This is a genomic window from Cupriavidus sp. 86D6 (assembly GCF_057815095.1).
Genome location: NZ_JBYPSB010000025.1, coordinates 14,440 through 39,786, shown reverse-complemented (window position 1 = coordinate 39,786; position 25,347 = coordinate 14,440). Strand labels below are relative to the sequence as shown.

Below are 25,347 nucleotides of genomic sequence, written 5' to 3'. Positions count from 1 at the left end.
CCGCCGGCTCAGGAATGGCAGACCAGGCCGTCCTGCAGCTGGCTGGCCTCGTAGGCGACGTCGCCGGCGCGCTGTTCGCGGGCGCGTTGCAACGCCCCATTGTTGCGCCAGTCGCGCGTGGTCTGGTCGAACCATGCGGCAGACTGCGGATCGACGGCATGCAGGCCGATGCGCGCGGCGCCAGCGTCAGCCGGCAGATTGGCGTCCAGCTTGCGATAGAAGCGCCATTCCTGGAGCGTCAGCAGGCGCGCCACGACCGGCGCATCGTCGGCAAGCGCCTGGCATTCGCCAGCCAGAAAGCCTGTGGCGGCACGAATCGACGAGGCGTAGACCTTTGGCACGCCCTGGAAGTCCTGCACGATACGGGTGGCATAGGCGCTGCCCTGCCCCACGCAAACCGGCTGCCCGCGCAGGTCGCCGGTGCGCTGGTAGCGGCTGCCGCGCAGCACCAGCAGCGATCCCTCGCCGATGGCGTAGGCCGACCCGACAGGCGCCACGGATTCGTCGGGCAGCGACGGGCGGGCGCCGGCCACGACCACGTCCACCTCACGTTGCGCGGCCTGCCACGCCGGCGACCCCGGCTCGCCGGGCAGCCCGATGACCTGCAGCTTCACGCCAAGGCGGTCCGCCAGAAAGCGCGCCATGGCCACGTCGAACTGGTCGGGCTCGGGCGGCGTGGGCGCCTTGGGCGGCGCCGGGCGCGCGTATTGGCGCACGCCGACCACCAGCGTGCCGCGCTGCTGCACCGATTCCAGCCACGGACCCAGCGCGACGGGCCGCGTCACCGCATAGGCCGCGGCAATGACGGCCAGCGCCAGCAGCGCGGCCAGCCAGCGGTATCGGCGCAACCTAGCCATTGAGCGTCAACCCCTTGCGCCAGCGCGTGAGCCGCCGTTCCACCACCGCCAGCACATAGTTGAGCGTCAGGCCCAGCAAGGCCAGCAGCAGGATGCCCGCGTACATCGTCGGAATCTGGAAGACTTCCTGCGAGTTCAGCGTCAGGAAGCCCAGCCCCGAGTGGGCGCCGATCATCTCGGCTGCCACCAGCGCGGTGATGCAATAGGTGCCCGCCAGCCGTACGCCAGTAAAGATCGACGGCGAAGCCGCCGGCAGCACCACCTTGCGGAACACGAACAGGCGGTTGGCGCCCATCGAGCGCGCCGAATCGATCAGCAGCCGGTCCACCTGCTTGACCCCGCTGATCGTGCTCAGCAACACCGGCCAGAACGACGCCCAGAAGATGATGGCCACCTTGGACGTCTCGCCAATGCCCAGGAACAGGATGAACACCGGGAACAACGCAAAGGCCGAGGTCTGGCGGAACAATTGCAGAATGGGATCGACAATGGCCTCGAAACGGCTGAACCACCCCATCAGCAGGCCCAGCACCACGCCCAGTCCGATGGCGGACAGCAGCCCGTACAGCGACCGCTGCAGGCTCGCGAACAGGTGCTTGAACAGCGCGCCGCTGCTGACCAGATCCCAGATCGTGACGATGATCTGCGATGGCGGGCTCAGGTAGGCGTCGCTGACGATATGCAGACGCGGCACCAGTTCCCAGATCAGCAGGAAGGCAACGATGCCCAGAAGGCCAAGCGCCCGGTCGCCCAGCCGGGAAAGCGAAGCGGCGCGGCTCATGATGCCGCCTTTGCCACGGGCGGCGCCACGGTCCCGACGGCCTTCTGCCCGGTCTCCACGGCCTGCCCGACAGGCGCGCGCTCGCCCTGCAGGCGTTCGCCCGGGTTGGCCGTGGCGCCCAGCGGGCGCGGCACGGCGGCCGGGTTGGCCATCTGCACTTCGTCCTTGAGGATGTCCCACGCCTGCTGGCGCAGCCGGATGAACGCCTCGGAATTGCGCACCTCGGCGGCGCGCGGGCGTGGCAATGGCACGTCGATGATCTGCTTGATGGTGCCCGGGCGCCGGGTCATCACGGCAATCCGGTCGGACAGGAAGATGGCCTCGTCCAGGCTGTGCGTGATGAACACGATGGTCTTGCGCCGCTGCTCCCAGATGCGTAGCAATTCGCCCTGCAGGATTTCGCGGGTCTGCGCGTCCAGCGCGGCAAACGGTTCGTCCATCAGCAGCACTTCCGGCTGATAGGCCAGCGACCGGGCAATGGCCACCCGCTGCTTCATGCCCCCCGAGATCTCGTGCGGATAACGCTGGCCAAAACCGGTCAGCCCCACCAGTTCCAGGTATTCCTCGGCAATCACGCGGCGCTTCGCCTTTGGCACGCCGCGAATCTCCAGCCCGACCTCGATGTTCTGCAGCACGGTGCGCCACGGGAACAGCGCATAGCCCTGGAACACTACGCCTTGCGCGGGGTGAATGCCGCGCAGCGGCTGGCCGTCGATGGCGATGTCGCCGCCAGTGCGTTCGGTCAGCCCGGCCAGGATGCTCAGAAAGGTGGACTTGCCGCACCCTGACGGCCCCAGGATGGAAATAAACTCGCCCTCGCGGATATCGAGGTCGAAGTCGCGCAGCACGGCCACGTTGTCGGCGCGGCCCGCTTCATTGCGCACGGCATAGTCCATCTTGACACCGCGCGCCACGATCTTGTGGCTCATGGGGGCGGTCCTATGCCTTGGCGAACGGGTTGAAATCGTTGGTGTAGATGTCGCGGGCGGCCACCTTGCCCCGGCTCAGCTTGCCCTCGGCCTCCAGCACGTCTATGTAGTACTGGATCGGCGGCTCGGTGACCACCAGGTTGTCCACGTACGCGTAACGGTCAACGAATTCCAGCTGCAGGTTGATGCGCTTGGACACCAGCTTGCGCGCCTCTTCCGGGTTGGCGTTGACCCAGTTGGCGGCCTTGGCCAGCGCAGTCACCACGTCGCGCACGTTTTCCGGGTGCTCGCGCAGGAACTTGCCATGCACGCTGTACGGCTGCATGCCGCCCAGGCCGCCATCGAGGTCGAAATCGCTCCACAGCCGCGTGAGCTTGTCGGCATGGTCGGCGCGGCCCGAGAACGGCGCGTGGATGATGGCCAGGTCGGTATTGCCGGTGACCAGCGTCTGCTCGGCCTGGTCGTCCGGAATCACCACGAAGTTGATCTTGTTGACGTCCACACCCTTCTGGCGCAGGAAGGTCTTGGTCACGAACTCGGCGCAGGCGCCGAAGCTGTTGATGCCGATGGTCTTGCCTTCCAGGTCCTTCGGCGCGCGGATGCCCGAGTCCTTGCGCACGAAGTACTTCATGTGCGGGGCATCCTGCAGCGTCTTGTTGCCCGCCGCCACGATCTTGAGGTCGGCCCCGGCCGCCACGGCCGAGATCACCAGCGGCACCATGCGCGAGCCGAAATCGATCTCGCCGGTGCCGGTCAGCGGAATGATCTGCGGCGCGGCTACCTTGCCGATGTAGTTTGGCCGCGTATTGGTACCCTCGAAGTAGCCCAGCTGGTCGGCCAGGTAGACCAGGTCGAAGGTGGGATTGTCCGGATACTTGAAGCTGACCTTGTCGCCGGCCTTGCCGATGACGGCCGGCGCGGCCGGCGCGGCGGTGCTGGCCGCCGAATCGCCCTTCGAGCACGCGGCCAGCAGCGGACCCATGCTGCCGGCCACTGCCAGCGATGCCAGTTGCTTGAGCGCGCCACGGCGGCCGGGCGCGCGAGAGGAAAGTTCGGAGGCCATATTGTGGTGTGATGAGTGCAGTTCCCTTCGCAGTATTGCGAAGCGGCGCGCTCACACACAACGAAGACTTTTGTCTATCGATATCGGTTAAATCGGCTAGCCGAATGCTGGGTCGAAGCGTCGGTGATGTGTCGATGGCTATCGGCTGGCGAGTTGTTCGACCGCGCGCTTCATCGTGGCGCGATTGGTCCCCACGGTGTGGCGCAGCGTGTCGATGGCGTGGCGGTCCTGGGCCAGCGAGGCAAGCTGGGCGTCGACCTGATCACGGACAAGGCTTGGTGCGGGGCCACCGGCGGCCACGCGCGCGGCCACGCCTTGCACCGGGTCCAGGCAGCGCGCCACGGACGCGGCATCCAGTGCCAGCGCGCGGCCGGTGTGATGCGCGGCCGCCCGGTTCACCATGTCGCTGTCAATGTCGCAGGCCGGGACGTGCCGGTCCAGCGCCTCGCGCACCACCGCGCCCACCACATGATGGGCCTCGCGGAACGACATGCCGGCGTCGCGCACCAGCATGTCGGCCAGATCGGTCGCCGAAGAGAAGTCGCGCCGGGCGCGGGCCAGCATGCTGGCGCGCTGTGGCGTGGCGTTTTCGAGCACCAGCCGGAGCAGGCTGGCGCAGCGCAGCGCCTCGTCCGTGGCCTCCCAGAAGCCGCGCATGCTCTCGCGGTTGCCGTCGCCGCTGTGCGTGAAGTGGCTGCCCTTCAGCGCGGCCAGCGACGCGGTCAGCAGGCCGATCATGTGCCCGCCCTTGCCCTTCAGGTATTCCAGCACGACCGGGTTCTTCTTCTGCGGCATGATGCTGGAGATGCCGGCCACGCTGTCCGGGAAGTCGATCAGGCCGAATTCCGGCGTCGCCCAGATGTACAGGTCCTGCGCGACGCGGCCCCAGGTGACGGTGGCAATCGTGATGGCGGAAAGGATCTCCCAGGCAAAGTCGCGCGAGGCCACCGCGTCGAGCGAATTGGGGACGTAAGTGGAAAAGCCCAACCAACGCGCCGTGGCGGCCCGATTGATCGGGAATGCCGTGCCGGCCAGCGCCCCGGCGCCCAGCGGGCAGGCGTCCAGGCCTTCCAGCGCATGGCGCAACCGGGCGATGTCGCGGCCCATCGCCTGCGCCACGCCGCACAGGTAGTAGCCATAGGTGATCGGCTGCGCGGCCTGCAGGTGCGTATAGCCCGGCATCACCGCATCGACGTGGGCGGCGGCTTGCTGCAGCACCACGTCGCGCGTATCGGCCAGCGTGGCCAGAAGCGCCAGCACGGTATCGCGGGCGCGCAGCCTGTCGTGCGTGGCGAGGATGTCGTTGCGGCTGCGCGCCACATGCAGACGGCCGCCGGCATCGGCACCAGCCACGGCCATCAGGCGAGTCTCGTAGTTGAAATAGGCGTCTTCGCGCTCGGGGTCCAGCGGCACGGCGGCCGGGCCTTCTGCCTCGATCTGGCGCAGCGCCCGCGCCAGCGTGCCGGCCACGTCGGCCGGAATCAGGCCGGCGTCATGCAGCATCAGCAGGTGCGCCTGGTTGATGTCGGTGAGATAGCGGAAGCCAGGGCCGAATTCACGATGCAGCCGCGGCAGGTAGATGTGCTCGCAGACTTCGGGGGCGGTGGCTTGCGTCAGGCGGCGGCTGACCTTTGATTCCATGCAACTTTCTCCTCGTTGTTGGAGGCCAGTATGGGAATCGGCTCGTCATATCGTCAAATCAGACGTTTCATCATCGCCATGCAGATTTGATATACCATCGGCGCACTTTCGCAGCCTGTCGCACCCACGCCTGTCACATGAATTTCAAGCAGATCGAAGCCTTTCGTGCCGTGATGTTGTCCGGCTCGATGACCGCTGCCGCCACGCAGTTGCATACGTCGCAGCCCAATATCAGCCGGGTGATCGCCCAACTGGAAAAGGCGTGCGGCTTCCGGCTCTTCACGCGGATTGCCGGGCGCCTGACGCCCACCGTGGAGGCCGATGCGATGTTCCGCGACGTCGAGCGCGCCTTTGTCGGCCTGGACAGCCTGCAGGCGTCCGCGCGCTCGATCCGCGAGGCGGGCGTCGGCACGCTGCGCGTGGCCACGGTACCGTCGATCGCCATGACGGTGATGCCCTCGGCGATCGCCCGCTTCCGCGGCCGGTATCCCGACGTGCCGATCGCCGTGCACACGAGCGATTCGCCGACCGTCGCCAAATGGACCGCGGCGCGCTTCTGCGACGTGGGCCTGGTGTCTTATCTGGTGGAAATGGCGGGTATCCAAGGCGATCCGCTGCACCGCGAGGCCGGCGTCTGCATCGTGCCGGCCGCGCACAGTCTGGCGAAAAAACGACGTGTGCGTGCCGACGATCTGGCCGGCGAGCCGTTCATTTCGCTGACGCGCGGCGACGGCACCCGCGCCATCGTCGATGCCGCGTTTATCCCGGATCGGCGCGTGCTCACGCTGGAAACGCCCTATGCCGCCACCATCTGCACGATGGTGGAAATGGGGCTTGGGGTCAGCGTGGTCAACCCGCTGGTGGTGCGCACCCTGCGGTTCCCGGGCCTGAAGGCGCTGCCATTCGAACCGGCCATCGAGTTCGAGAGCTTCGTGCTGACCAATCCCCAGCGCCCCGTGCCCGCGCTGGCACAGGAATTCCTGCGATGTGTGCGGGAGGTGATGCGGGGGTAAGGCTCAGGGTCCGGAGGACGACGCACCTCAACCGCGCTCCCTCTCCACCGCCCGGTCCAGCATCGCCTGCCCGATCACGGTACTGCCCTGGGTCATCAGGGCCTCGCCGGGGCCGCGGATATCGCGGGCGTCCTTGTGCTGACCCAGCTTCAGCTTGCCTTGCAGGCGCGTGATCTCGATTTGGATGCCGACGATGGACTTGAGCAGCGTGTCGATGAAATCGGCGGGCGCGTCGGACATCTTCCAGGGCCGCGGCTGGCTGGCCTCGTGGTGGCGCGTGAGCCGGGCCACCACGCCGCGCACGTATCGTTCGTCGTCATGCACCGTGATGCGCCCATGGGCGTGCACCACCTGGTAGTTCCAGGTTGGCACCTGCTTGTGGGCTTCGTGCTTGCTGGGGTACCAGTTCGGCGAGATATAGGCATCGCCGGCGCGGAACACCACCAGCACTTCGTCGCCGTTGGCAACGTCCTGCCAGACCGGATTGGCGCGGGCCACGTGCGCCTTGAGCATGCCCGATTCGCCCTGGTCCGGGTCGATTTCGAACGGGATATGGTTGGCATCCATGCCGCTGCGGCCGTGCGTGAACAGCGTGCCGAACGGGTTGGCGCCGATCAGCGCGTGCATGGCCTGCGGGTCGGCCAGTTCGAAATGGGCGGGGACGTACATGACTGCTCCGGCGTGGTGTCTGGGGATGTTGAAGTCGTATTCTGGCCATAAACTGGAGTAGAGTGTAGGGCCAGTTTGTGCCGACTTCATCGGACCACTTTCCGGCCCCTTCTGCCCTCCTCCGCTTCTGCCCGTCATGCCCAGAACCGCACAAGTGCCCGAGATTCCGTTCATTGGCGTGCTGGACCGCGCTGCGGGGCCGCTTGGCCGCCAGCTGGTGCAGGCGCTGCGCGACGCCGTCGCGCATGGCGACCTGAAGCCTGGCGAATCGCTGCCGTCCACGCGCGCGCTGGCCGAGGCGCTGAAGGTGTCGCGCGGCACCGTGGTCGAGGCGTTCGAGCAACTGGTTGCCGAGGGGGTGTTCACCGCACAGCACGGCGCCGGCACCCGTGTGGCCGCGCTGGCGCCTGCGCCGCTGACGCGGCGGCGGGCGCGCGAGGGCATCGTGCTGCCCCCTGCCGCACAGAAGTTTGCTGCCATCGCCAGAGAATTCACCGCCCTGCCGCAGGTGCCATTCGCGGTGTCGGTACCGGCCGGCGCCGCCGCGCCGAACGAAGACTGGCGCCGGCTTGGCAACCGTTTGCGCGCCGGCGGCAGCGCCGCGCCGGCTGGCTATGGCGAACCCCAGGGCGCGCTGCCATTGCGCGAGGCGATTGCCGATTACCTGCGCCGCTCGCGCTCGGTGCATTGCGACGCCAGCCAGGTCGTGATCACCACCGGGACGCAGCAGGGGCTGTTCCTGTCTTGCCAGGTACTGCTCGACCCCGCCGATGCCGTTTGGGTCGAGAACCCGGCTTATCGTGGCATCACCGCCATTCTGGAAAGCATCGGGCCGCGCGAGCGCATCGTGCGCGTGCCGGTGGACGACGAAGGCATCGACGTCGAAGCCGGGATCGCACTGGCTCCGCAGGCGCGCGCCGCGTTTGTCACGCCGTCGCACCAGTATCCGCTGGGCATGCCGCTCGGCATGGCGCGCCGCAAGGCCCTGCTGGCCTGGGCCGACCGGCAGCAGGCGTGGGTCGTGGAGGACGATTACGACAGCGAACTGCGCTACGCCGGCCACCCGTTTCCGTCGCTGCAGGGGCTGGCGCCGGAGCGCGTGGTCTATCTGGGCACGTTCAGCAAGATCCTCTATCCGTCGCTGCGGCTGGGGTATGCGGTGGTGCCCGAGCCGCTGGTCGACGCCTACATCGGCGCCAGGGTGCTGATGGACCGGCATCCGCCCACGGCAGACCAGCACGTGCTGGCCGCCTTTATCGCCGAAGGCCATCTCGACCGCCATATCCGGCGCGTACGCGGGGTGCATGCCGAGCGGCGAGCATTCGTGATCCGGACCATCGAACGGGAGATTCCCGCCGATCTGGCATGGCTTCAGCCGTCTGACCAGGGCATGCACCTTGTGCTATGGCTGGCGCCCGGCATCGATGACCGGGAGGTGGTCCGGCGCGCCGCCGAGGCCGGCGTGGCGGTACGCGCGGTGTCGCCCACCTACACCGCCGACAAGCCGCCTGCGGGGCTGATACTGGGCTTTGGTGGATTCGGCGATCTGGAAATCGAGCAAGCGGCGCGGCGGCTGGCGGGGGTGATTGGCAGCGCGGCCATCCGTGCTGAACCACGCTAATTAAGTCGTTCCCCGCTCCACAATCCTGAACCCCAGATCGACCACCGGCTCTGCCACCGTTTCGCCCCGGCAGCGTGCCAGCAGCAGGCCGGCGGCGAGCGTGCCGATGCCGGCGCCATCGACCTGAACCGTGGTCAGCGGCGGGGCCATGTCCGCTGCGAAGTCGGCGTCGCCGAAGCCGCAGACCGCAAGATCCTCGGGGATGCGCAGGCCACGCGCCCGGGCCTCTTCGACGACGCCCTGGGCCAGTTGGTCAGAGCTGCAGAAGATCGCCTCGATGGCCGGGTCCTGTGCCAGCAGGCTGCGCAGGGCCTGGCGTCCCAGGCCCAGGCTGCTGGGCGCGGGCACGCGCGCGGTCGGCACTTCGTGTCCCAACGTCGAAATAAAACCCTCGCGGCGCACGGCTGCGCGCTGGTCGTCGCCTGTAGCGATGCCGAACCGTCGCCAACCTTTTGCCAGAAAGTAGCCGGCCACGGCGCTGCCGACCTTCAGGTGCGAGAAGCCCACAGCCATGTCCACCGGCCGGTCGCTCAGATCCCAGGTTTCCACCACCGGAATGCCGGAGCGGCGCAGGCGGTCACGCGATGCCTGCGCGTGGACCAGCCCCGTCACCACGATGCCATCGGGCCGGCGACTGATCATGGTGCCCAGCAGCGCCTCTTCGCGCGCATGGTCATAGCCGGTCTGCCCCAGGATCAACTGATAGCCCGCCGCATCCAGCGCGTCGGTCAGCGCCTTGACGGTGGGCAGGAACTGCGCGACGGCGATATTCGGCACCAGCGCCGCCACGGTCAGACTGCGGCGCGATTTCAGGCCGCCAGCCAGCAGGTTTGGGATATAGCCGGTGTGCTCGACGGCCTGCTGCACGCGGGCAATCGTCTTGGCGGAGACCAGCCCCGGATTGCTGAGCGCCCGCGATGCCGTGATCAGGGAAACCCCCGCTTCGCGCGCCACATCGTGCAGCGTGACGGACTTGCCGCCGGATAAATCGGACATGCCTGCTCGGATCAAGAGTTGGAAGTGCGGGTAAACGACGACGCCAGGTGCCGCCTCAATGGTTGACCGCCGCAAATGACAACGTTAGCATTCTTCACACCCCGCTGTCCTGCGCAATTCCAGGTGTCGCGTGAAGACGAATGTTTGTCGCATGTTGCAGTGCGTTATCGCGTAGATCGGCGTGTCGCCATCGCGGGGGCCAGCATTATAGCAACGCACATGGGCCGTATCCGGCCATTTTTTGACAACGATGTCATACGATGTCCGAAGACTCGGACGCTCGATCAGGAAGCACCGCCTTATGACCGCCTCGCCCGCCTCTGACGTGATTACCGCCATCCGCCTGTCGTCCTGCTACCTCCCCCTGGCCACGCCGATCAGCGACGCCAAGGTGCTGACCGGCCGACAGAAGCCGATGACGGAAGTCGCCATCCTGTTTGCCGAAATCCGCACCGCCAGCGGCCATGAAGGCCTGGGCTTCAGCTATGCCAAGCGCGCCGGCGGCCCCGGCCAGTTTGCGCACGCCAAAGAGATCGCCCCCACCCTGATTGGCGAGGATCCGAGCGACATCGCCAAGCTGTGGGACAAGCTCTGCTGGGCCGGCGCGTCGGTCGGCCGCAGTGGCCTGTCCACGCAGGCCATCGGCGCGTTCGATGTGGCGCTGTGGGATCTCAAGGCCAAACGTGCCGGGCTGTCGCTGGCCAAGCTGCTGGGCGCGCATCGCGATTCCGTCCGCTGCTACAACACGTCGGGCGGCTTCCTGCATACGCCGCTGGACCAGCTGCTGGTCAACGCGGCCGCGTCGGTGGAGCGCGGCATCGGCGGCATCAAGCTCAAGGTCGGCCAGCCGGACGGCAAGATCGACATCCAGCGCGTGTCGGCCGTGCGCGAAAAGCTTGGCGATGCCGTACCCATCATGGTGGACGCCAACCAGCAGTGGGACCGCCCCACCGCGCAGCGGATGTGCCGCACCTTCGAATCGTTCAACCTGGTGTGGATCGAGGAACCGCTCGACGCCTACGACCACGAAGGCCATGCCGCGCTGGCGCAGCAGTTCGACACGCCCATCGCCACCGGCGAGATGCTGACCAGCGCCGCCGAGCACTGGGACCTGATCCGTCACCGTGCCGCCGACTACCTGATGCCCGATGCCCCGCGCGTGGGCGGCATCACGCCGTTCCTGAAGGTGTGCGCGCTGGCCGAGCATGCCGGGCTGATGATCGCGCCCCACTTCGCGATGGAACTGCACGTGCATCTGGCCGCCGCGTATCCGCGCGAGCCGTGGGTCGAGCATTTCGACTGGCTCGAACCGCTGTTCAACGAGCGGCTCGACATCGCGAACGGCCGCATCGTCGTACCGACCCGCCCGGGCCTGGGGCTCACCGTCAGCGAACAGGCGCGGGCCTGGACGCGCGAGCACGCCGAATTCGGCGCCAGCTGATCCACGGTCGCTGCCCGCGGTCGTCAGACACCATCACCGCAAACATCAGTAAAACGGAAACACAAGGAGACAACGATGATGAAGAAAGCGCTGGTAACGCTACTGCTTGGGGTCACCATGGCGGCAGCCCACGCCGCCTGGCCAGAAAAGCCGGTGACGATGATCGTGCCGTTCCCGCCGGGCGGATCGACCGACAACATCGCGCGCATTCTGAGCGCCAAGTTCCAGCAGACGTTTGGCGGCAGCTTCGTGGTGGATAACCGCCCCGGCGCGGCCGGCATGATCGGCGCGGCGGCCGCCAGGCGCGCACCGGCAGACGGCTACACGCTGTTCGTGTCGTCGCTGGGGCCGTTCGTGATCGGCCCGCACCTGACGAAGAATCCCGGCTATGACCCGACCAAGGACTTCGACTACATCAGCGTGGCCGTGCAGGCGCCCAACGTGCTGGCGGTGCCGGCCAGTTCGCCGTACAAGTCGCTGCAGGACGTCATCCAATACGAAAAGGCCAACCCGAACAAGATGACGTTCGCGTCGGCGGGCAATGGCACCAGCGACCACCTGACCGCCGAACTGTTCTGGCAGCAGACCAACACCACGGGTCTGCACGTGCCGTACAAGGGCGGTGCGCCGGCGCTGAACGACCTGCTCGGCAGCCAGGTGGATGCCACGTTCATGAACATCAACACCGCCGTGCCGCACCTGAAGGCCGGCAAGCTGCGCGCGCTGGCCATCACCAGCAGCAAGCGGTCGCCAATCCTGCCCGACGTGCCGACCATGGAAGAGCTGGGCTACAAGGGTGTGACGGTGTATTCGTGGCAGGCGATTGCCGCGCCCAAGGGGCTGCCGGCCGATATCAAGGCCAAGCTCCACAGCGCGGTGGTCGCGGCGATGAACGATCCGGCCAACAAGCCAAAGTTGCTGGAACTGGGCTTCGAAGTCGTGGCCAATACGCCCGAGCAGTTCACGGCGTTCCAGGCGTCGGAATTCGCGCGCTGGAAGAAGGTGATCCAGACCGGCAACATCACGGCCGACTAAGCCGCCCGCAGTGCCGCCGAAGCCATTCGCGGGCGACCTGCGCGCGCGGTAAATGGCATCGCCAAGGGCGCCATCACGGCGCCCTCCTTTCATTTCCGTGACAAGACGTCTCCCTACGGCGCGCCGGAGGCCGCCCGCCCAGCAGCCTGCGCAGCTGGGCGGCGGTGTCCTCGGCGGCCGACAACGGCAGCAGCGGCACGCCGATGGCCTTGTGCCAGTCCATCAGCGCGGCACTGTGGCCATCGGCAAAACTGCGCACGTTGCGCCGCAGCGCCTCATGGCCAAAACCCAGTTCCACCTGCAACTCGCCGTCGCTGACCACCAGTTGCCCCGACGCGGGCAGCTCCAGCAGAAACGGGTCGTAGACCAGCACGGACAGCACGTCGTTGCGCCCGCGCAGCGCCAGCATCAGGTGCCGCGTCTGGTCGTCGCCGCCATCGAAATCGCTGATCACGATGACCAGGTGGTCGTGGTGCGCCAGCCGCAGCGCCCGCTCCAGCGCGCCATTCAGCTGGGTGGCACCGCGCTGCGCCCGGGCATCGGCGCGCAGCCGCTGGTTGTGCCGGGCCAGGTCGCCCAGCAGATGCAGCACGCCGTGGCGGCTGCGCTGCGGCGCCATGCTGGTCTGGTCGGCGTCCCCGAATATCACGCCGCCCACGCGGTCGCCATCGGCCAGCACCCGCCACGCCGCCAGGGCCGCCGCCTCGGCCGCCGTCACCGATTTCATGGCGCGCCGGCTGCCGAAGAACATGTTCATGCGCTGATCCACCACCAGCAGCACCGGCCGCTCCTTTTCCTCGGCATACAGACGCACGTGCGGCTTGCCGGTGCGCGCCGTGACGCGCCAGTCCATCGTCCGCACATCGTCGCCGGGCAGGTAAAGGCGCAGTTCCTCGAAGGCCAGGCCCCGGCCATGCACGCGCGACCCGTGCCGCCCCGACAGCAGGCTGTGCACGGGCTGCCGCGTGCGGAAATGGAAGTCCCGCACGCTGGCTTCGAGGGCGGCCAGCGCGGCAAGGTCCACGCTGACGCCGGGCACGGCCTGCGAGGCCGACGGCGTGGCGCTGGCCTGGGAGCGGGCGCGCGCGGCGATGTCGCGGGTCATGGCACGTGGTGCGGCGCGGTCAGGCCACCGCCACGCGTTCGAGCAGCCGGTCGATCACGGCGTCGGCGCCCACGGCCGCGGCGTGGGCTTCGTACGACAGGATCAGCCGATGGCGAAACACGTCGTGAACCACCGCCTGCACGTCGTCGGGCGTCACGTGGTCGCGACCGCGCAGCCACGCGATGGCGCGGGCCACCTTGTCCAGCCCGATCGATCCTCGCGGGCTTACCCCGACCTGGATCCACCGTTTCAGGTCATCGTCGAATCGCCCCGCATCCCGCGTGGCCTGTACCAGCGTCACGATGTAGCGTTCCACCGGCTCGCTGACCGTCACGCCGTGAATGGCCTGGCGGGCGGCAAAGATGGCCTCGGGCGACAGGCGCTGTTCGCCTGCCTGCTGCCGCTGCGGATTTGCCGTGCTGCCGTCGTCCTCTTCGGCGCGGGCCAGCCGGATGATCTCGGCCTCGGCATCGGCCTGCGGGTAGCCGACGCTCACGTGCATCAGAAAGCGGTCCATCTGCGCCTCGGGCAGCGGATACGTGCCTTCCTGCTCGATCGGGTTCTGCGTGGCCATGACGAGGAACAGCGGTTCGAGCCGGTGCGTCTTGCCGCCGACGGTCACCTGCCGTTCCTCCATGGCCTCCAGCAGGGCCGCCTGCACCTTGGCGGGCGAGCGGTTCACTTCATCGGCCAGCACCAGGTTGGCAAACAGCGGCCCGGGCTGAAAGCGGAATTCGCCCTTGCCGCCGTCGGTGACGTAGATATCCGAGCCGGTGATATCGGCGGGCAGCAGGTCGGGTGTGAACTGCACGCGCGACAGCCGGGCGTCCAGATGCCGGGCCAGGCTCTTGATCGCCCGCGTCTTGGCCAGCCCCGGCAGCCCTTCCACAAGCAGGTGGCCGTTGGCCAGCAGGCCCAGCAGCAGCCGCTCGATCATGCGTGCCTGGCCAACGATCGACTCGCCCATGCGTGCCTGAAGCTGCAGGATGTCGTCGCGCGCACTCATCGTGTCTCCTGGTGATCCGGGCGTCCGCCGGTGAACCAGTTGTAGTAGGGGTTGTCGGGGTCCGCGCGCATCACCGTGCCGATATCGCGCATCCACTGCGCGCGGTCGCCGCGATAGGCGTCGAGCCCGGCCGCGTAGAACGTATGCAGCGTGGCGCGCTCGCGGCGGATGTCCTGGTGCAGCGCGTCGCTGGCGCCCCGGAGCGGCGGATCGGCGCTCAGGTCGAGCAGTTCGCGCAGCACCGGCGGAAAGTCCTGCCGCCGCACCCACCCGGCGTATTCGATGCGCGGCCGGTCGTCGGTCACGGCTGGCGCATCGCCCGCAAACCAGTCCAGCCCGGCCCGATCGGTGACATAGGTGGCCAGCAGCGCCGCCGGCGATGCCACCCCCACCGCACGCAGCGCCGCCGACACCTGAGGCTGGCCAAAGCGTGATGCGATGGTGGCCGCATCCAGCGGCATCGGCTGCAGTGATCCCACCAGCAGCATTTCGTGCAGTTCGGTGGTCCACAGCGTGGCATGCGGGAAGACGTCGAGGAAACTGCGCACCAGCGACCGGGTGTCGTCGCGATTCTGCGTCGGCAGCGGCAGCCACTGGGCCACGATGCCGCCCGACTGCAGCCGCGCGGCGGCCAACTGGTAAAACTCGCGCGAATACAGGTTGACCACGCCGCTGGCCGACGGGGGCGGCGGCTCCAGCGTGATCAGGTCGTAGCGCTGCGTGCTTTGCAGCAGTTCGCGGCGGCCGTCGCGCAGGCGGATATCGACCTGCGGGCTGCGGCTGACGTCGAAATTGCCCTGGAACTGAGGCACCGCGCGCACCACGGCGGGCAGCAGTTCCGCCACCACGCGCCGCTCAAGCCCTGGGTACTGCAGCGTGGCGCCAGCCGTGATGCCGGTGCCCAGACCGATCACCAGCGATGCCCGCGGCGTGCCGTTGTGGACGATCAGCGGCAGCAATGCCTGCAGGCGCATGTAGCGCAACGACGTCATCGTGTCGCCCGAATTCGAGACACCCTGGATGTAGAGCCGATGAAACCGCTGCGCGGCGCGGCCCTGCTCCACCACGGCCACGGTGGCGCCCCGGCTTTCTTCGTAAAACACCAGATCGCCCCCGCGCGTCCGGGCCAGCAGTGCGGCAAGCCGGTCGGCGGGCGTGGCCACGGCAACGATCAATGTGACGACGGCCAGCAGCGGGATGGCAAAGCGCGCGCGGCGTCCGGTGCCGTCGCCGAACGCCACCGCCAGAACGGCCACCAGCCCGCTGGCGCAGGCGAGCACGCCAAGCGTATGCACCACGCCGAGCGTCGGCACCAGCCAGACGCCCGCCAGCACCGACCCCGCAATGCCGCCGAGTGTATTCAGCGCCAGTACGGCACCCACGCCCGACCCGGTGCGCGAAGGATCGACCGACAGGCGGACCACGTACGGAAAGGCGGCCCCCAGCAGCAGTGTCGGCACGAACACAATGCAAAGCGCCGCCACGGCAAAGCTGGCACACGTGGCCACCAGCAGATTGCCAGTGGCGCCCAGCACGCGTTGCGACACCACCTGCTGTGCGGCAGGCAGCCATTCGCCCAGCCATGCGAATTCGACCAGCGCCACCAGCCCGGCGCCCACGACCAGCAGCGCGAACATGCCCCACGGGTCTTTCGCCCGGTCCACGCGGCGCGCCACGACAAGGCTGCCGATCATCAGGCCGGCCAGGTACGTTGCCAGCATCACGGCAAAGGCAAAGGCTCGCGTGCTCAGGAACTGGACGATGGCCTGCGACCAGACCACTTCGTAGCCCAGCGCAATCGCGCCGGCCAGCGCGTACAGCGTCAACGCCAGCACGCGCTGGCCCGATGCGCGTGGGGCGTTCGCCGGCGCGGCCGGTACATCGACAGGATCGGTCCAGGAACGACCGAACCACCAGGCGCCCAGCGCGGCCAGCCCGTTGAGCGCGGCCGCCGCCAAGGCGCTGCCGGTGATGCCCAGCAGCGGAATCAGGACAAAGGCCGCCAGCAGCGTGCCGGCGATGGCGCCAGCGGTATTGGCCGCATAGAGCCGCCCGCCATTGGCACCCAGTGCCACACCGTCGCCGCGCAACGCGCGCATCAGCGCCGGCAATGTGCCCCCCATGGCGATGGCCGGTAGCCCGACCAGTGCCAGCGGCAGCGCCCATGCGGCAGCCCCGGCCCGCACTTCGAGCCATGCGAACGGCGCGGCGGAACGGGCCAGCGCCAGCGTCGCCGCGATGCCGAGCACGGCGATGGCCAGTTCCAGCCACAGGTAGAGACGCCAGGCCGATGCCGTACGGTCCGCCAGCCGGCCCACGGCCCAGCCGCCCAGCGCCAGCCCGCCGAAGAATGCGCTGACGCCGATGGTGACCGCATGCACGTCCACGCCCACCACCAGCGACAGCTGCTTGATCCACAGCACCTGATAGACAAGACCGGCCACGCCGGACAGACACAGCAACGCCGCGGCCTGCCGGAGTCCGGCACTGCCGCCGCGCGCCTGTACTTGCGCCTGCGCTGCTGCGGAGCCGGAGGCCGACGGCCGGCGTGAGACGCGTTGACGCTTCACGCCGGGCTCCAGCTTGCGATGGGCTGCCGTCACTTCTTTTGCTGCGGTTGCTGGACCTTGGCCATCTGGTCGGCCACCTGGCGCTTGATCTTCTCGCTGGCCTGGTCGATCGTGAAGCTCGCCGGCAACTGGCTTGGCGGGTAATCGACGAAGGTCTGCAGGAAGCTGATCGCCCGGCGGTTGCCCTCGATGAACAGGTACGGGTTCTGCGTTTCCAGGTCGAAGTACCGGTTGGTCGGCCCCGTGTCGGCGCGCTCGTACGGGTCCATGCGCAGGTTGAAGTACTTGGGCGCGCGCAGGCACGTGAACGGCTCCTTCCACACCATGAACGATCCGTTCTGCCGCTGCTCGCAGAACACGATCTTCCATGCGGTGGGCTGCGTCGCCCCCTGGGTCAGCACGTCATAGCGCATGGCCACCAGTTCGGCATCGTCATTGAAGTAGTAGAACTCGTTACGCGCGCTCTTGTCGGTCTGGCCCGTGAGCATCGGCAGCTGGTTGTAGCCGTCCAGGTGCACCTTGGCGCTCTTGCCGCCCAGGCTTGTGCCCTTCAGCAGGCGGTCCTTGACGTCGCCGTCGCCCGCCGCGGCCAGCAGCGTCGGGAACCAGTCCAGGCCGGACATCAGGCCGTTGGTCACGGACCCGGGCTGAATCCTGCCCGGCCATCGCACCATCGCCGGCACACGGAACGCGCCTTCCCAGTTCGAGTCCTTCTCGCTGCGGAACGGCGTATTGGCCGCATCGGGCCACGTGAAGAAGTTGGGGCCGTTGTCGGTGGTAAAGACGACGAGCGTGTCGTTGGTGATGCCCGTGTCATCCAGCACCTTGAGCAGCTTGCCGACGTTCTGGTCCATTTCCCACATGCCGTCCGCGTACTCATGGCCAGCGCCGAGTCCGGCCTTGCCCTGGTATTCGGGTCGCACGTGCGTGAACAGGTGCATGCGCGTGAAGTTCATCCAGACGAAGAACGGCTGCTTGGCCTGCGCCTGCTTCTGGATGTAGTTGACGGCGGCCCCGGTGGTTTCGTCGTCGATCGTTTCCATGCGCTTGCGGTTCAGCGGGCCGGTGTCCTCGATCTTGCCGTCTGCCGTGCTGTGCAGCACGCCGCGCGGGTTGTAGAACTTGAGGAAGTCGGGATTGTCCTTCGGCCAGTACGGGCGCTCGGGTTCCTCCTCGGCGTTCAGGTGGTACAGGTTGCCGAAGAATTCGTCGAAGCCGTGCTTGGTGGGCAGGAAGCGGTCCTGGTCGCCCAGGTGGTTCTTGCCGAACTGCGCCGTGGCATAGCCCAGCGGCTTGAGCGCCTGCGCGATCGTGATGTCGCGGTCCTGCAGGCCCACAGGCGCGCCGGGCAGGCCCACTTTCGACAGGCCCGTGCGGAATACCGACTGCCCCGTGATGAACGTCGAGCGTCCTGCCGTGCAGCTGTTTTCGGCGTAGTAGTCGGTCATCATCATGCCCTCGCGGGCAATGCGGTCGATGTTCGGCGTCTTGTAGCCCACCACTCCATGGCTGAACGCACTGACGTTGCCCAGCCCGACGTCATCGCCAAAGATCACCAGGATGTTTGGCTTGCCGCCGCGGCTGCCCTGCGCCACCGTGCCGCTGGCCGGCGCTGCCGCCACGGGCGACGCGCCGTTGGCGGCCGGGGCCGAGGCCACCGGCGCGGTTGGCGCGGTGGCCTCGGCGGGCGGCGCGGTCGGCACCTGGGCGGCCGGGGCCGACGCAGCGCCAGGCGCCGTCTTGTTCTCGTCGGCCTTCTTGCAGCCGGCCACGGCCAGGATGGCGACAATCGCCGCGCTGGTGGCCAGCCTTGTCAGACGCGTACCCGCTTCTGGTCTCATCGAAAGCTCCCTCTGGTTTGGTCCAGGGCGTCAGGAGGTTCTGGACATCGCCAGGATCAAGGCTGGGATGCCGGATAAATGCGTGCCCAGTCCTGCTTCATGCTGATCACCGTCCAGCTGCGCGTGACGGCTTCGTCCAGCGCCTTGTCGAGCTTGCCGATCCCTGACTTGCGGTCGTAGGCGAACTCGCGCTCGGCGTCGTCGTGGTGCACCAGCACGGCCAGACGCTGGCCGGTGCCGGCCATCGTGTACTGCAGCATCTGCAGATCGCCGTCGGAATTGCCCACGGCCAGGATGGGCCGGCGGCCAATCTGCCGATAGATGCCCACGGGCTTGCCGGCGCCGTCATTGATGAATTCGAGCTTGGGCCCGCGCACCAGCGTTGGCTGGCCATTGCGCAGCTCGTACGTCACCGTCTGCGTGGACCCCACCACCTGCTCGGGCGGAATGCCGTACACGCGTTCGGACCACGGCCGCATGAACTCGATGGTCCCGCCCGACACGATGAACGTCTTGAAGCCATTGGCACGCAGGTAGTTCAGCAGCTCGATTTGCGGCTGGAACACCAGGTCGGTATAGGGCCGGTTGAATTTCGGGTGGCGCGCGGTGTCGAGCCACGCGCGGATCGTGCGGTCGTACTCGTCCACCGTCATGCCGCTGTTGGCCTGGGCGATCAGCGGCAGCAGGCGCTTTTCCTCGCGCATCAGCCCGGCCATGTCGTTGGCCATCAGCGCCTTGAAGGCAGGATTGCTATTCCATTCGGGATGCTGGGGCGCGGCGGCCCGAATCTGGTCGAGCAGGAAGAAGAACTGGAAGTACAGCGGCTGCTCGCTCCACAGCGTGCCATCGTTATCGAAGACGGCAATGCGTTCGGCAGGCGGCACGTACTGCGGCGTGCCCGGCCGGGTAACCGCCTCCACGAAGCGGACGATGGTCTGGCGCGCGGCGCCATCCCGCCACGACGGCAATGCCGCCGCGCCTGCCACATTGGCCGCGCCCGCCGGCTGCGCGCCAGCGGCGGTGTCGGCGGTGGGTGCCGGCGCGCACCCCCCAAGGGCCGCCACCAGCACGGCGAGGGCCGCGAGCGTCGTCACGCCGGACGCCGCGCGGCGAACAAGCCGGTAGCTTCCTGCCAAGGCGAATGGCATCGTTGCGTTCCTCCTCGATTGTGCAGACGGGATGCGGCCTACGGCCGTGCCGCCAGTGCGGGCTGTCTGCGCGCTTCGGCCCAGGTGCGGTCATCCATCACCAGCCGGAAGCCCAGGTGCGACATGCTCGTGTAAGGATCTGTGCCGCGCCGTGCGCTGGGCCGATAGCTCAGGCAGAAGTCCTCGTTGCAAAGGAACGACCCGCCACGCGTGACGCGCCTGGGCGCGGACACCGGCACGCCGGGTTCGGTCGGGTCCCACGAATCGGACGGCCCCGCCGGGTTCTGCAGCACGGCCGTCGTCAAGCGGGCTTCGCGCCGGAACTGGTCGGCCCGATACCAGTCGGCCACCCATTGCCAGGCGTTGCCGGTCATGTCGTAGAGGCCGTAGCCATTGGCCGGAAAGGTGCCCACCGGGCTGGTGCCTGCCGCGCCGCCCGCCTTGGCGCTGACCACCGGAAACGGCTGCACCTGCTGGCCTTGCCAGACGTTGGCCATCTGGCGGCCATCGGGCGCGAACTGGTCGCCCCAGGCATACGTGGACTGTTCCAGACCGCCGCGGGCCGCGAACTCCCATTCGGCTTCGGTGGGCAGGCGCTTGCCCACCCAGCGCGCGTAGGCCTGCACGTCCTCGTACGAGACCTGCACCACCGGGTGGTTGTCCTTGCCTTCGATATGGCTGCCGGGGCCGTTCGGGTGCTTCCAGTCGGCGCCGGGCACGAAACGCCACCAGCGCCAGTATTCGCGCAGCGGCACCGGGCTGTTGGTGCCGACGAAGACCATGGCGCCGGGCACCATCGCGCTGTCGGGCGGGCGCGGCGTGCCGGGCGGCAGCTGCACCTTCATCGTTTCCCAGTCCGGCGCGCGTTCGGCGGTGGTCACGTAGCCCGTCGCCTCGACGAACTTGCGGAATTCGGCATTGGTGACGTGGTGCTGGTCCATCCAGAAACCGTTGACGTGGACCTTGTGCGCCGGCCGTTCATTGGCCTGCGCCATCTTGTGATCGCTGCCCATCTGGAAGTCGCCGCCGGGCACATGGACCATGCCGCGCGGACCGTTCACCCCATCGCCCGCGCGGATGACCGGCGCATCGGCGCGCCCATTCTTCGCGTGATACCACCACGTGCCGCCCGCACCGGCCACGACCATGGCCAGTGCAAGCGCCGCCAGCCATATGCGTTGGCGCCACACCGGCGTGGCGGTGGCAATGACCATGGCCTGCTGCTTCCGTCCCATCGACACTCCTTCACGATACGACTCGATCACCTGATCCAGCCATCCCAGTATGGGTGGGGTTCCTGTCAGAGCGGAATGCAAACTTTTGGAATGTTGATGTGAATGATTTCTTGACTACGGGTTCAGCGGAGGTAGCGGCGGCGCCTTGCTGCGGTGCGTCTTGCCCGTGTGTATGGCCGGTCCGCGTGGACGCCAGCCGCCGCGCCAGCGCCACGCTGCGTAGCCGGCCGTCAGCGCCATGCCGGCCAGCAGGGTGGCCATCCGCCAGTCGAGCCAGCCGGGCAGGCGCATCAGCGCGCCACCGGTGGGCGCCAGGCCCAGCCCCGGCGCCGCACGGGCGACGTCGATGGTCACGGCCGGCGCGGACGATTGCGCGCGCTTGCCGGTGGCCGGGTCGTACCACGCCACGGAGACGGCCGGCAGCGTGTAATGGCCGCTACCTTCGAACACATAGGTCACCGTTTCCACGCGCCGGCCGCCCGTGGCGCCTGCCGGCTCGTCCCCAGCGGCCGCCGCGCCGTCCTGCAATTGCGGATCGGCGCGGAACTGCCGCACGCCGCGTGGCGCGGCCAGTTGCGGCGGCTCGATCATCATGGCGGGCGTGCCGGGCGCGAAGATCGTGATCGTGCGGACCAATGCATCGCCAGCCCGCAAATGGGCGTCCTTGCCGCTGATGGCCTGGTCGAAGGTCTGGCGGATATGGATGGGCGACGCCGGCAGCAGTGGCGCCAGGCCTGACGCCTGCGCGGCGCTGGCCTGGCTTGCGTTCCGCTGCCCGCCGGCATGGATGGTGGTGAGCGGCAGGGTCACGGTGGCGTCTTGCGGCTTGCCATCGTCGCCGGACCATCTGAAACGAATCTCGGGCGTCGGCAGCGTGAAATCGCCGGCGGTCTGGGGCGTGAACACGTAGGTCTTGCGGATGCCTGCGTAGCTGGCGCCATCGATGGTTTCGGTGGCGTTCACGCCGCGCTCGTCGGGCATCGTGACCACCGCACCGGGCACCTGCAGCGCCGGAAATGCCGGCGCCGACAGGAAGAAGTTCGGCGCCAGGATCGTGACCTCGATCTGGACCGACTGCCCGGCCACCACGGGCTGCTGGCCCAGCACCCGCACCCGCACCGTGGGCGCCGCGGCATGGGCCATGCCGGACAGTATCAGGAGCATGACGGCGAGCCAGCGCATCGTCATGGCCGCGCCTCTGGCGCCTGCGACTGCAGCGCGAACTTGCGCGCCAGGAGCATGGTGGGCGATGTCTGGATCGCGCGCATCCACATGTCGGCGTTCTGCTGCACCAGCCCCTGCTGCACCTTGTCGCCACCCGGGGGCGGCGCGGGCTTGCTGGGATCCAGTTCGATCTTGTCGGGCTTCAGGTCGGGCGGCTCCTCGTCGCCCTTGTCGTGCTTCTCGGCCTGCTTCTGGCGCTCGATGGCCTGCTGCATCAGCGCCAGGTTGCGCTGCGCGGGTGCCCAGCCGGGACGCTGCTGCAGTACCAGCCGGTAACGGGCGGCCGCCTCGGGATATTTGTTCTGTCGCGCCAGCGCGTTGCCCAGGTTGTACTGGGCGTCCGTGGTGCCGATCTGCTCGAAGGCCCGCGCCGCTTCATCGAACTTCCCCGCGCGGTAGTACGCCACGCCGCGCCACATCGGGTCATCGAACAGCGTGGCCGCCGCCGCGTAATCGCCACGTGCGAAGGCGCGCCGCCCTTGCTGATCGTGCGTGAGCCAGAGATCGACAACATGCCAGCCGCGTGCCGGTGGGCTGGGCTGGGCCCGCACGTCCGCCTGTGGCGCGGCCGCAAGCGCGGCCAGCGCCAGCGAGGCCATCCAGCGGATGGTCCAGCCCTTGCGGAACCAGAGCAGCGCCAGCACGGCAATCGGTATCGTCAGCCGCCAGCCGGCATCGTGCCAGCGCAGCGTGTCCTGCGCACTGCCCTGCTCCACATGCGACTGGACGTGGCGCTGCACCCACGCCACGTCATCGTCACTGTCGGTGGTCAGCGTGGCCACCGGCACGCCAGTGTCGCGCAGCCGGTGCAGCGCCGCCGCGTCGAGCCCCGGGGCGGCGCCATCCCCGGCCTTCAGCGGGCCGCCCGCCGCCGTGCCGATGGCCAGCACCACGATCTGCGTGCGTTTGTCGCGCTGCTGCAGGGCAGCCGTTGCCGCAGGCTCCACGCCATCGGTCAGCAGCAGGATCGTGCCGGGCACCGGCTCCTTCGACAACGCCGTGCCGATGGTCTGGACCGCCCGCGCCGTATCCTTGCCGGGCACCGGCATGATGGCCGTCTGCAGCGCATCGACAAAGGTCTGCAACAGCGCCGCGTCGTCGGTCAGCGGCAGCACCAGATGGGTCGAGCCGGCGTAGGCATAGAGCGCCGTGCGCCCCCCGTCGCGATGGGCCAGCAGCGCCTTGATCTTGAGCTTGGCGCGTTCCAGCCGCGTCGGCGTGACGTCGATCGCGTCCATGTCGGGCGTCAGGTCCACGGCAATGGCCAGCGGCGCCTTGTCCGACAGGAACGGCGGCCGCTCGCGTTCCCACGTAGGGCCGGCCAGCGCAATCGCGCCCAGCGCCAGGGCCAGCGCGGTCAGATGCACCGGGCGCACCGGTCGATGGTGGCCCTCGCGCACCACCAGCGCATCGAGCAGATGCGGCGCAATGGTACCGCGCCAGCGGCGGCGCACATCGCCCTGCCGGCGCACGGCCCAGGGCAGCCACACCGCAGCAATCAGCACCAGCAGCCATGCGGGCCGCAGGAAATGGAACTGCGCCAGCGCGTGCAACCCGTCGCTCATGCCGAGGGCTCCTTGCGTGCGGCGGGCAATGGCGCGCGTGCCACGCCGTACGCGTAGAGCGCCATGGCGACCTGATACGCCAGTACCAGCAGTACGGCGCCGCCCAGCGGCCACATGAACAGTTCGCGGCGCGGACGCCAGCTCAGCGTCTTTTCCTTGTGCGGCGTCACGCGGTCCAGCGTGGCATAGATCGACGCCAGCGCGGTCTGGTCCGCGCCGAAGAAGTAGCGCCCGCCCGTGGTGCTGGCAATGCGCTGCAGCGTTTGCAGATCCACCTTCTGCTCGCCCGTGGCGGCAGGGTCGCCAATGCCGACGGTATGCACCACGACGCCGCGCGTGCGGGCGATATCGGCGGCTTGTGCCGGCGGCATGCGGCTGGCGGTGTCATTGCCGTCGGTCAGCAGAATCAGCACCTTTTCGGCGGCGTGGCTATTGTCGAACATCTTGATGCCCAGCCCGATGGCATCGCCCAGCGACGTACTGGCGCCGGCCATGCCGGGCACCATGTCGTCGATCAGCGTGCGCACCAGCGCATGGTCGAGCGTGAACGGCGCCAGCGGATACGGGGCATCGCCAAACACGATCAGCCCGATGCGGTCTCCGGGCCTGTGGGCCACGAAATGGCTGACCACCTGCCGCACGGCATGCACGCGCGCTTCGACCACGCCGGCCGGGTCCTTGAAATCGCGGGTGTCCATCGACTGCGACAGATCCAGCGCCAGCAGCAGGTCGCGCACGGGCTCGCTCTTGTAGACCGGTGGCTCCAGGAACTGCGGCCGCGCAAGGGCCGTCACCACCAGGGCCCAGGCCAGCGGCGCCAGCAGATGCTGCACCAGGTTGCGTCGTGGCACGTGGGCGCCGGCGGCGGGCTGCAAACCGGCCGCGCTGGCCACCTCGCCAAAGAACGGCAGCCGCACCGAGGCGCTGGTCTCGCGGTACGGCGGCACCCGCCACCACACCAGCAGCGGCAGCGGCAGCAGCGCGAACAGCCATGGATAGGCAAACGCGATCATGCGGGCGGCGCCCGGTGTTCCGCGATCCAGCGGCGGCAGGCGGCGGCGGTGTCGCGGGCCTGTTGCGCCGGCCAGCGTCCGAGTGCGGCGCGGTCCAGGTATTCGGTCTCGATCAGCATGGCAAGAGGCGGTACGGCATCCGCGGCCTTGCCGGCGTGGGCCAGCAGGAAATCGCGCCAGGATGCGCCGGAAAGCGCCGCCACGGTCTCGCGCGGCCACGCGGCCAGCGCGGTACGCTTGAGCAGTTCGGCCAGCGACAGCAGCGCCTGCGCGCGGTCCGGACCATTGGCGTCGAGCCCGGCTTGCAGGCGCCCCAGTTCCTTGAGCGCGGCGCGCCGATAGCGGTTGGCGCGCCAGTGCCGCCACATCCGCCAGCCCAGCCACAGCAACGCGCACAGTACGCAGATGCCGACCACGAGCCAGCCCGCCGTCTGGGGCCACCAGGCTGGCGGGGGCGGCGTGACGATATCGGCCAGGTCGTTCACCGTGTGAGTCCTCTCGTGACAGGTCGGAACATCCCGGGCCGGGCCGGACCGACTGCATGCGGGCAGGTTACGCCGTGACCGGCGGAAACCGAATTCAGAGTTTTTGGCG

General features: G+C 68.3%; 21 protein-coding genes. 4 read left to right on the top strand and 17 right to left on the bottom strand.

What is annotated here, in order from left to right; genetic code table 11:
* Positions 1 to 8: 8 nt before the first annotated feature.
* The 5 genes from AC3G88_RS28420 to argH all read right to left on the bottom strand — a co-directional run bounded on the left by AC3G88_RS28420 (position 9) and on the right by argH (position 5,271).
* The gene (locus tag AC3G88_RS28420) at positions 9 to 857 is read right to left on the bottom strand and encodes a type 2 periplasmic-binding domain-containing protein (RefSeq protein ID WP_488773200.1); all 849 of its coding nucleotides are present in this window, start codon (positions 855 to 857) and stop codon (positions 9 to 11) included.
* Positions 850 to 1,638, bottom strand: coding sequence for an ABC transporter permease (locus AC3G88_RS28415; RefSeq protein WP_400395944.1), 789 nt, complete (start codon positions 1,636 to 1,638; stop codon positions 850 to 852). Before AC3G88_RS28415 ends, AC3G88_RS28420 begins: the two co-directional genes overlap by 8 nt.
* Positions 1,635 to 2,567: an ABC transporter ATP-binding protein gene (locus tag AC3G88_RS28410; RefSeq protein ID WP_488773199.1), complete on the bottom strand. Its 933-nt coding sequence runs from the start codon at positions 2,565 to 2,567 to the stop codon at positions 1,635 to 1,637. The genes AC3G88_RS28415 and AC3G88_RS28410 overlap by 4 nt, the downstream gene beginning before the upstream one ends.
* A 10-nt stretch (positions 2,568 to 2,577) precedes the next feature.
* Positions 2,578 to 3,630: an ABC transporter substrate-binding protein gene (locus AC3G88_RS28405; RefSeq protein WP_488773198.1), complete on the bottom strand. Its 1,053-nt coding sequence runs from the start codon at positions 3,628 to 3,630 to the stop codon at positions 2,578 to 2,580.
* A 138-nt stretch (positions 3,631 to 3,768) separates the two neighbouring features.
* Positions 3,769 to 5,271, bottom strand: a complete 1,503-nt coding sequence (gene argH / locus AC3G88_RS28400; protein WP_488773197.1) for an argininosuccinate lyase — start codon at positions 5,269 to 5,271, stop codon at positions 3,769 to 3,771.
* Positions 5,272 to 5,408: 137 nt separating this feature from the next.
* Between argH and AC3G88_RS28395 the strand changes: the two genes are divergently transcribed.
* Positions 5,409 to 6,284 carry a LysR family transcriptional regulator gene (locus AC3G88_RS28395; protein ID WP_488773196.1) on the top strand — a complete coding sequence of 292 codons (876 nt, stop codon included), beginning with the start codon at positions 5,409 to 5,411 and terminating at the stop codon, positions 6,282 to 6,284.
* A 27-nt stretch (positions 6,285 to 6,311) separates the two neighbouring features.
* Here AC3G88_RS28395 and AC3G88_RS28390 read toward each other — a convergent pair whose 3' ends face one another.
* On the bottom strand, positions 6,312 to 6,953 hold the full coding sequence (locus AC3G88_RS28390; RefSeq protein ID WP_488773195.1) for an FMN-binding negative transcriptional regulator: 642 nt from the start codon (positions 6,951 to 6,953) through the stop codon (positions 6,312 to 6,314).
* Positions 6,954 to 7,089: 136 nt separating this feature from the next.
* Between AC3G88_RS28390 and pdxR the strand changes: the two genes are divergently transcribed.
* Complete coding sequence (gene pdxR / locus AC3G88_RS28385) at positions 7,090 to 8,574, top strand: MocR-like pyridoxine biosynthesis transcription factor PdxR (protein ID WP_488894369.1); 1,485 nt, start codon at positions 7,090 to 7,092, stop codon at positions 8,572 to 8,574.
* Here the strand turns inward: pdxR and AC3G88_RS28380 are convergent, their stop codons facing one another.
* Positions 8,575 to 9,570, bottom strand: coding sequence for a LacI family DNA-binding transcriptional regulator (locus tag AC3G88_RS28380; RefSeq protein ID WP_488773193.1), 996 nt, complete (start codon positions 9,568 to 9,570; stop codon positions 8,575 to 8,577). It abuts the gene before it with no gap.
* A gap of 301 nt (positions 9,571 to 9,871) precedes the next feature.
* Here AC3G88_RS28380 and AC3G88_RS28375 point away from each other — a divergent pair, with 301 nt between their 5' ends.
* Both AC3G88_RS28375 and AC3G88_RS28370 read left to right on the top strand, forming a co-directional pair.
* Complete coding sequence (locus AC3G88_RS28375) at positions 9,872 to 11,011, top strand: L-talarate/galactarate dehydratase (protein ID WP_488773192.1); 1,140 nt, start codon at positions 9,872 to 9,874, stop codon at positions 11,009 to 11,011.
* 78 nt (positions 11,012 to 11,089) lie between these two features.
* On the top strand, positions 11,090 to 12,046 hold the full coding sequence (locus tag AC3G88_RS28370) for a Bug family tripartite tricarboxylate transporter substrate binding protein (protein WP_488773329.1): 957 nt from the start codon (positions 11,090 to 11,092) through the stop codon (positions 12,044 to 12,046).
* A gap of 73 nt (positions 12,047 to 12,119) precedes the next feature.
* Here AC3G88_RS28370 and AC3G88_RS28365 read toward each other — a convergent pair whose 3' ends face one another.
* From AC3G88_RS28365 to AC3G88_RS28320, 10 genes are all read right to left on the bottom strand, one after another.
* On the bottom strand, positions 12,120 to 13,151 hold the full coding sequence (locus AC3G88_RS28365; RefSeq protein ID WP_488773191.1) for a DUF58 domain-containing protein: 1,032 nt from the start codon (positions 13,149 to 13,151) through the stop codon (positions 12,120 to 12,122).
* A gap of 19 nt (positions 13,152 to 13,170) precedes the next feature.
* Positions 13,171 to 14,157 (bottom strand): AAA family ATPase, encoded by a 987-nt coding sequence (locus AC3G88_RS28360; protein ID WP_488773190.1) that lies wholly within the window; start codon positions 14,155 to 14,157, stop codon positions 13,171 to 13,173.
* On the bottom strand, positions 14,154 to 16,760 hold the full coding sequence (locus AC3G88_RS28355) for a spermidine synthase (RefSeq protein ID WP_488894368.1): 2,607 nt from the start codon (positions 16,758 to 16,760) through the stop codon (positions 14,154 to 14,156). Before AC3G88_RS28355 ends, AC3G88_RS28360 begins: the two co-directional genes overlap by 4 nt.
* Positions 16,757 to 18,568 carry an arylsulfatase gene (locus tag AC3G88_RS28350; protein WP_488894367.1) on the bottom strand — a complete coding sequence of 604 codons (1,812 nt, stop codon included), beginning with the start codon at positions 18,566 to 18,568 and terminating at the stop codon, positions 16,757 to 16,759. Before AC3G88_RS28350 ends, AC3G88_RS28355 begins: the two co-directional genes overlap by 4 nt.
* A 56-nt stretch (positions 18,569 to 18,624) precedes the next feature.
* A complete protein-coding gene (locus tag AC3G88_RS28345; RefSeq protein WP_488773187.1) occupies positions 18,625 to 19,716 on the bottom strand; it encodes an HAD family hydrolase in 1,092 nt (363 codons plus the stop codon).
* 38 nt (positions 19,717 to 19,754) lie between these two features.
* Complete coding sequence (locus AC3G88_RS28340; RefSeq protein ID WP_488773186.1) at positions 19,755 to 20,951, bottom strand: formylglycine-generating enzyme family protein; 1,197 nt, start codon at positions 20,949 to 20,951, stop codon at positions 19,755 to 19,757.
* A gap of 114 nt (positions 20,952 to 21,065) precedes the next feature.
* The gene (locus tag AC3G88_RS28335; RefSeq protein WP_488894366.1) at positions 21,066 to 22,139 is read right to left on the bottom strand and encodes a BatD family protein; all 1,074 of its coding nucleotides are present in this window, start codon (positions 22,137 to 22,139) and stop codon (positions 21,066 to 21,068) included.
* Positions 22,136 to 23,740 (bottom strand): VWA domain-containing protein, encoded by a 1,605-nt coding sequence (locus tag AC3G88_RS28330; protein ID WP_488773184.1) that lies wholly within the window; start codon positions 23,738 to 23,740, stop codon positions 22,136 to 22,138. The genes AC3G88_RS28335 and AC3G88_RS28330 overlap by 4 nt, the downstream gene beginning before the upstream one ends.
* Entirely contained in the window at positions 23,737 to 24,753 is a 1,017-nt protein-coding gene (locus tag AC3G88_RS28325; RefSeq protein ID WP_488773183.1) for a vWA domain-containing protein, read from the bottom strand. The genes AC3G88_RS28330 and AC3G88_RS28325 overlap by 4 nt, the downstream gene beginning before the upstream one ends.
* Positions 24,750 to 25,238 carry a DUF4381 domain-containing protein gene (locus tag AC3G88_RS28320; RefSeq protein ID WP_488773182.1) on the bottom strand — a complete coding sequence of 163 codons (489 nt, stop codon included), beginning with the start codon at positions 25,236 to 25,238 and terminating at the stop codon, positions 24,750 to 24,752. Before AC3G88_RS28320 ends, AC3G88_RS28325 begins: the two co-directional genes overlap by 4 nt.
* Positions 25,239 to 25,347 lie beyond the last annotated feature (109 nt).

Bases quoted from the DNA above. Each gene is read 5' to 3' on its own strand.
- AC3G88_RS28420 (WP_488773200.1), bottom strand. From the start codon at position 857: ATGGCTAGGTTGCGCCGATACCGCTGGCTGGCCGCGCTGCTGGCGCTG.
- AC3G88_RS28415 (WP_400395944.1), bottom strand. From the start codon at position 1,638: ATGAGCCGCGCCGCTTCGCTTTCCCGGCTGGGCGACCGGGCGCTTGGC.
- AC3G88_RS28410 (WP_488773199.1), bottom strand. From the start codon at position 2,567: ATGAGCCACAAGATCGTGGCGCGCGGTGTCAAGATGGACTATGCCGTG.
- AC3G88_RS28405 (WP_488773198.1), bottom strand. From the start codon at position 3,630: ATGGCCTCCGAACTTTCCTCTCGCGCGCCCGGCCGCCGTGGCGCGCTC.
- argH (WP_488773197.1), bottom strand. From the start codon at position 5,271: ATGGAATCAAAGGTCAGCCGCCGCCTGACGCAAGCCACCGCCCCCGAA.
- AC3G88_RS28395 (WP_488773196.1), top strand. From the start codon at position 5,409: ATGAATTTCAAGCAGATCGAAGCCTTTCGTGCCGTGATGTTGTCCGGC.
- AC3G88_RS28390 (WP_488773195.1), bottom strand. From the start codon at position 6,953: ATGTACGTCCCCGCCCATTTCGAACTGGCCGACCCGCAGGCCATGCAC.
- pdxR (WP_488894369.1), top strand. From the start codon at position 7,090: ATGCCCAGAACCGCACAAGTGCCCGAGATTCCGTTCATTGGCGTGCTG.
- AC3G88_RS28380 (WP_488773193.1), bottom strand. From the start codon at position 9,570: ATGTCCGATTTATCCGGCGGCAAGTCCGTCACGCTGCACGATGTGGCG.
- AC3G88_RS28375 (WP_488773192.1), top strand. From the start codon at position 9,872: ATGACCGCCTCGCCCGCCTCTGACGTGATTACCGCCATCCGCCTGTCG.
- AC3G88_RS28370 (WP_488773329.1), top strand. From the start codon at position 11,090: ATGAAGAAAGCGCTGGTAACGCTACTGCTTGGGGTCACCATGGCGGCA.
- AC3G88_RS28365 (WP_488773191.1), bottom strand. From the start codon at position 13,151: ATGACCCGCGACATCGCCGCGCGCGCCCGCTCCCAGGCCAGCGCCACG.
- AC3G88_RS28360 (WP_488773190.1), bottom strand. From the start codon at position 14,157: ATGAGTGCGCGCGACGACATCCTGCAGCTTCAGGCACGCATGGGCGAG.
- AC3G88_RS28350 (WP_488894367.1), bottom strand. From the start codon at position 18,568: ATGAGACCAGAAGCGGGTACGCGTCTGACAAGGCTGGCCACCAGCGCG.
- AC3G88_RS28345 (WP_488773187.1), bottom strand. From the start codon at position 19,716: ATGCCATTCGCCTTGGCAGGAAGCTACCGGCTTGTTCGCCGCGCGGCG.
- AC3G88_RS28340 (WP_488773186.1), bottom strand. From the start codon at position 20,951: ATGGGACGGAAGCAGCAGGCCATGGTCATTGCCACCGCCACGCCGGTG.
- AC3G88_RS28335 (WP_488894366.1), bottom strand. From the start codon at position 22,139: ATGACGATGCGCTGGCTCGCCGTCATGCTCCTGATACTGTCCGGCATG.
- AC3G88_RS28330 (WP_488773184.1), bottom strand. From the start codon at position 23,740: ATGAGCGACGGGTTGCACGCGCTGGCGCAGTTCCATTTCCTGCGGCCC.
- AC3G88_RS28325 (WP_488773183.1), bottom strand. From the start codon at position 24,753: ATGATCGCGTTTGCCTATCCATGGCTGTTCGCGCTGCTGCCGCTGCCG.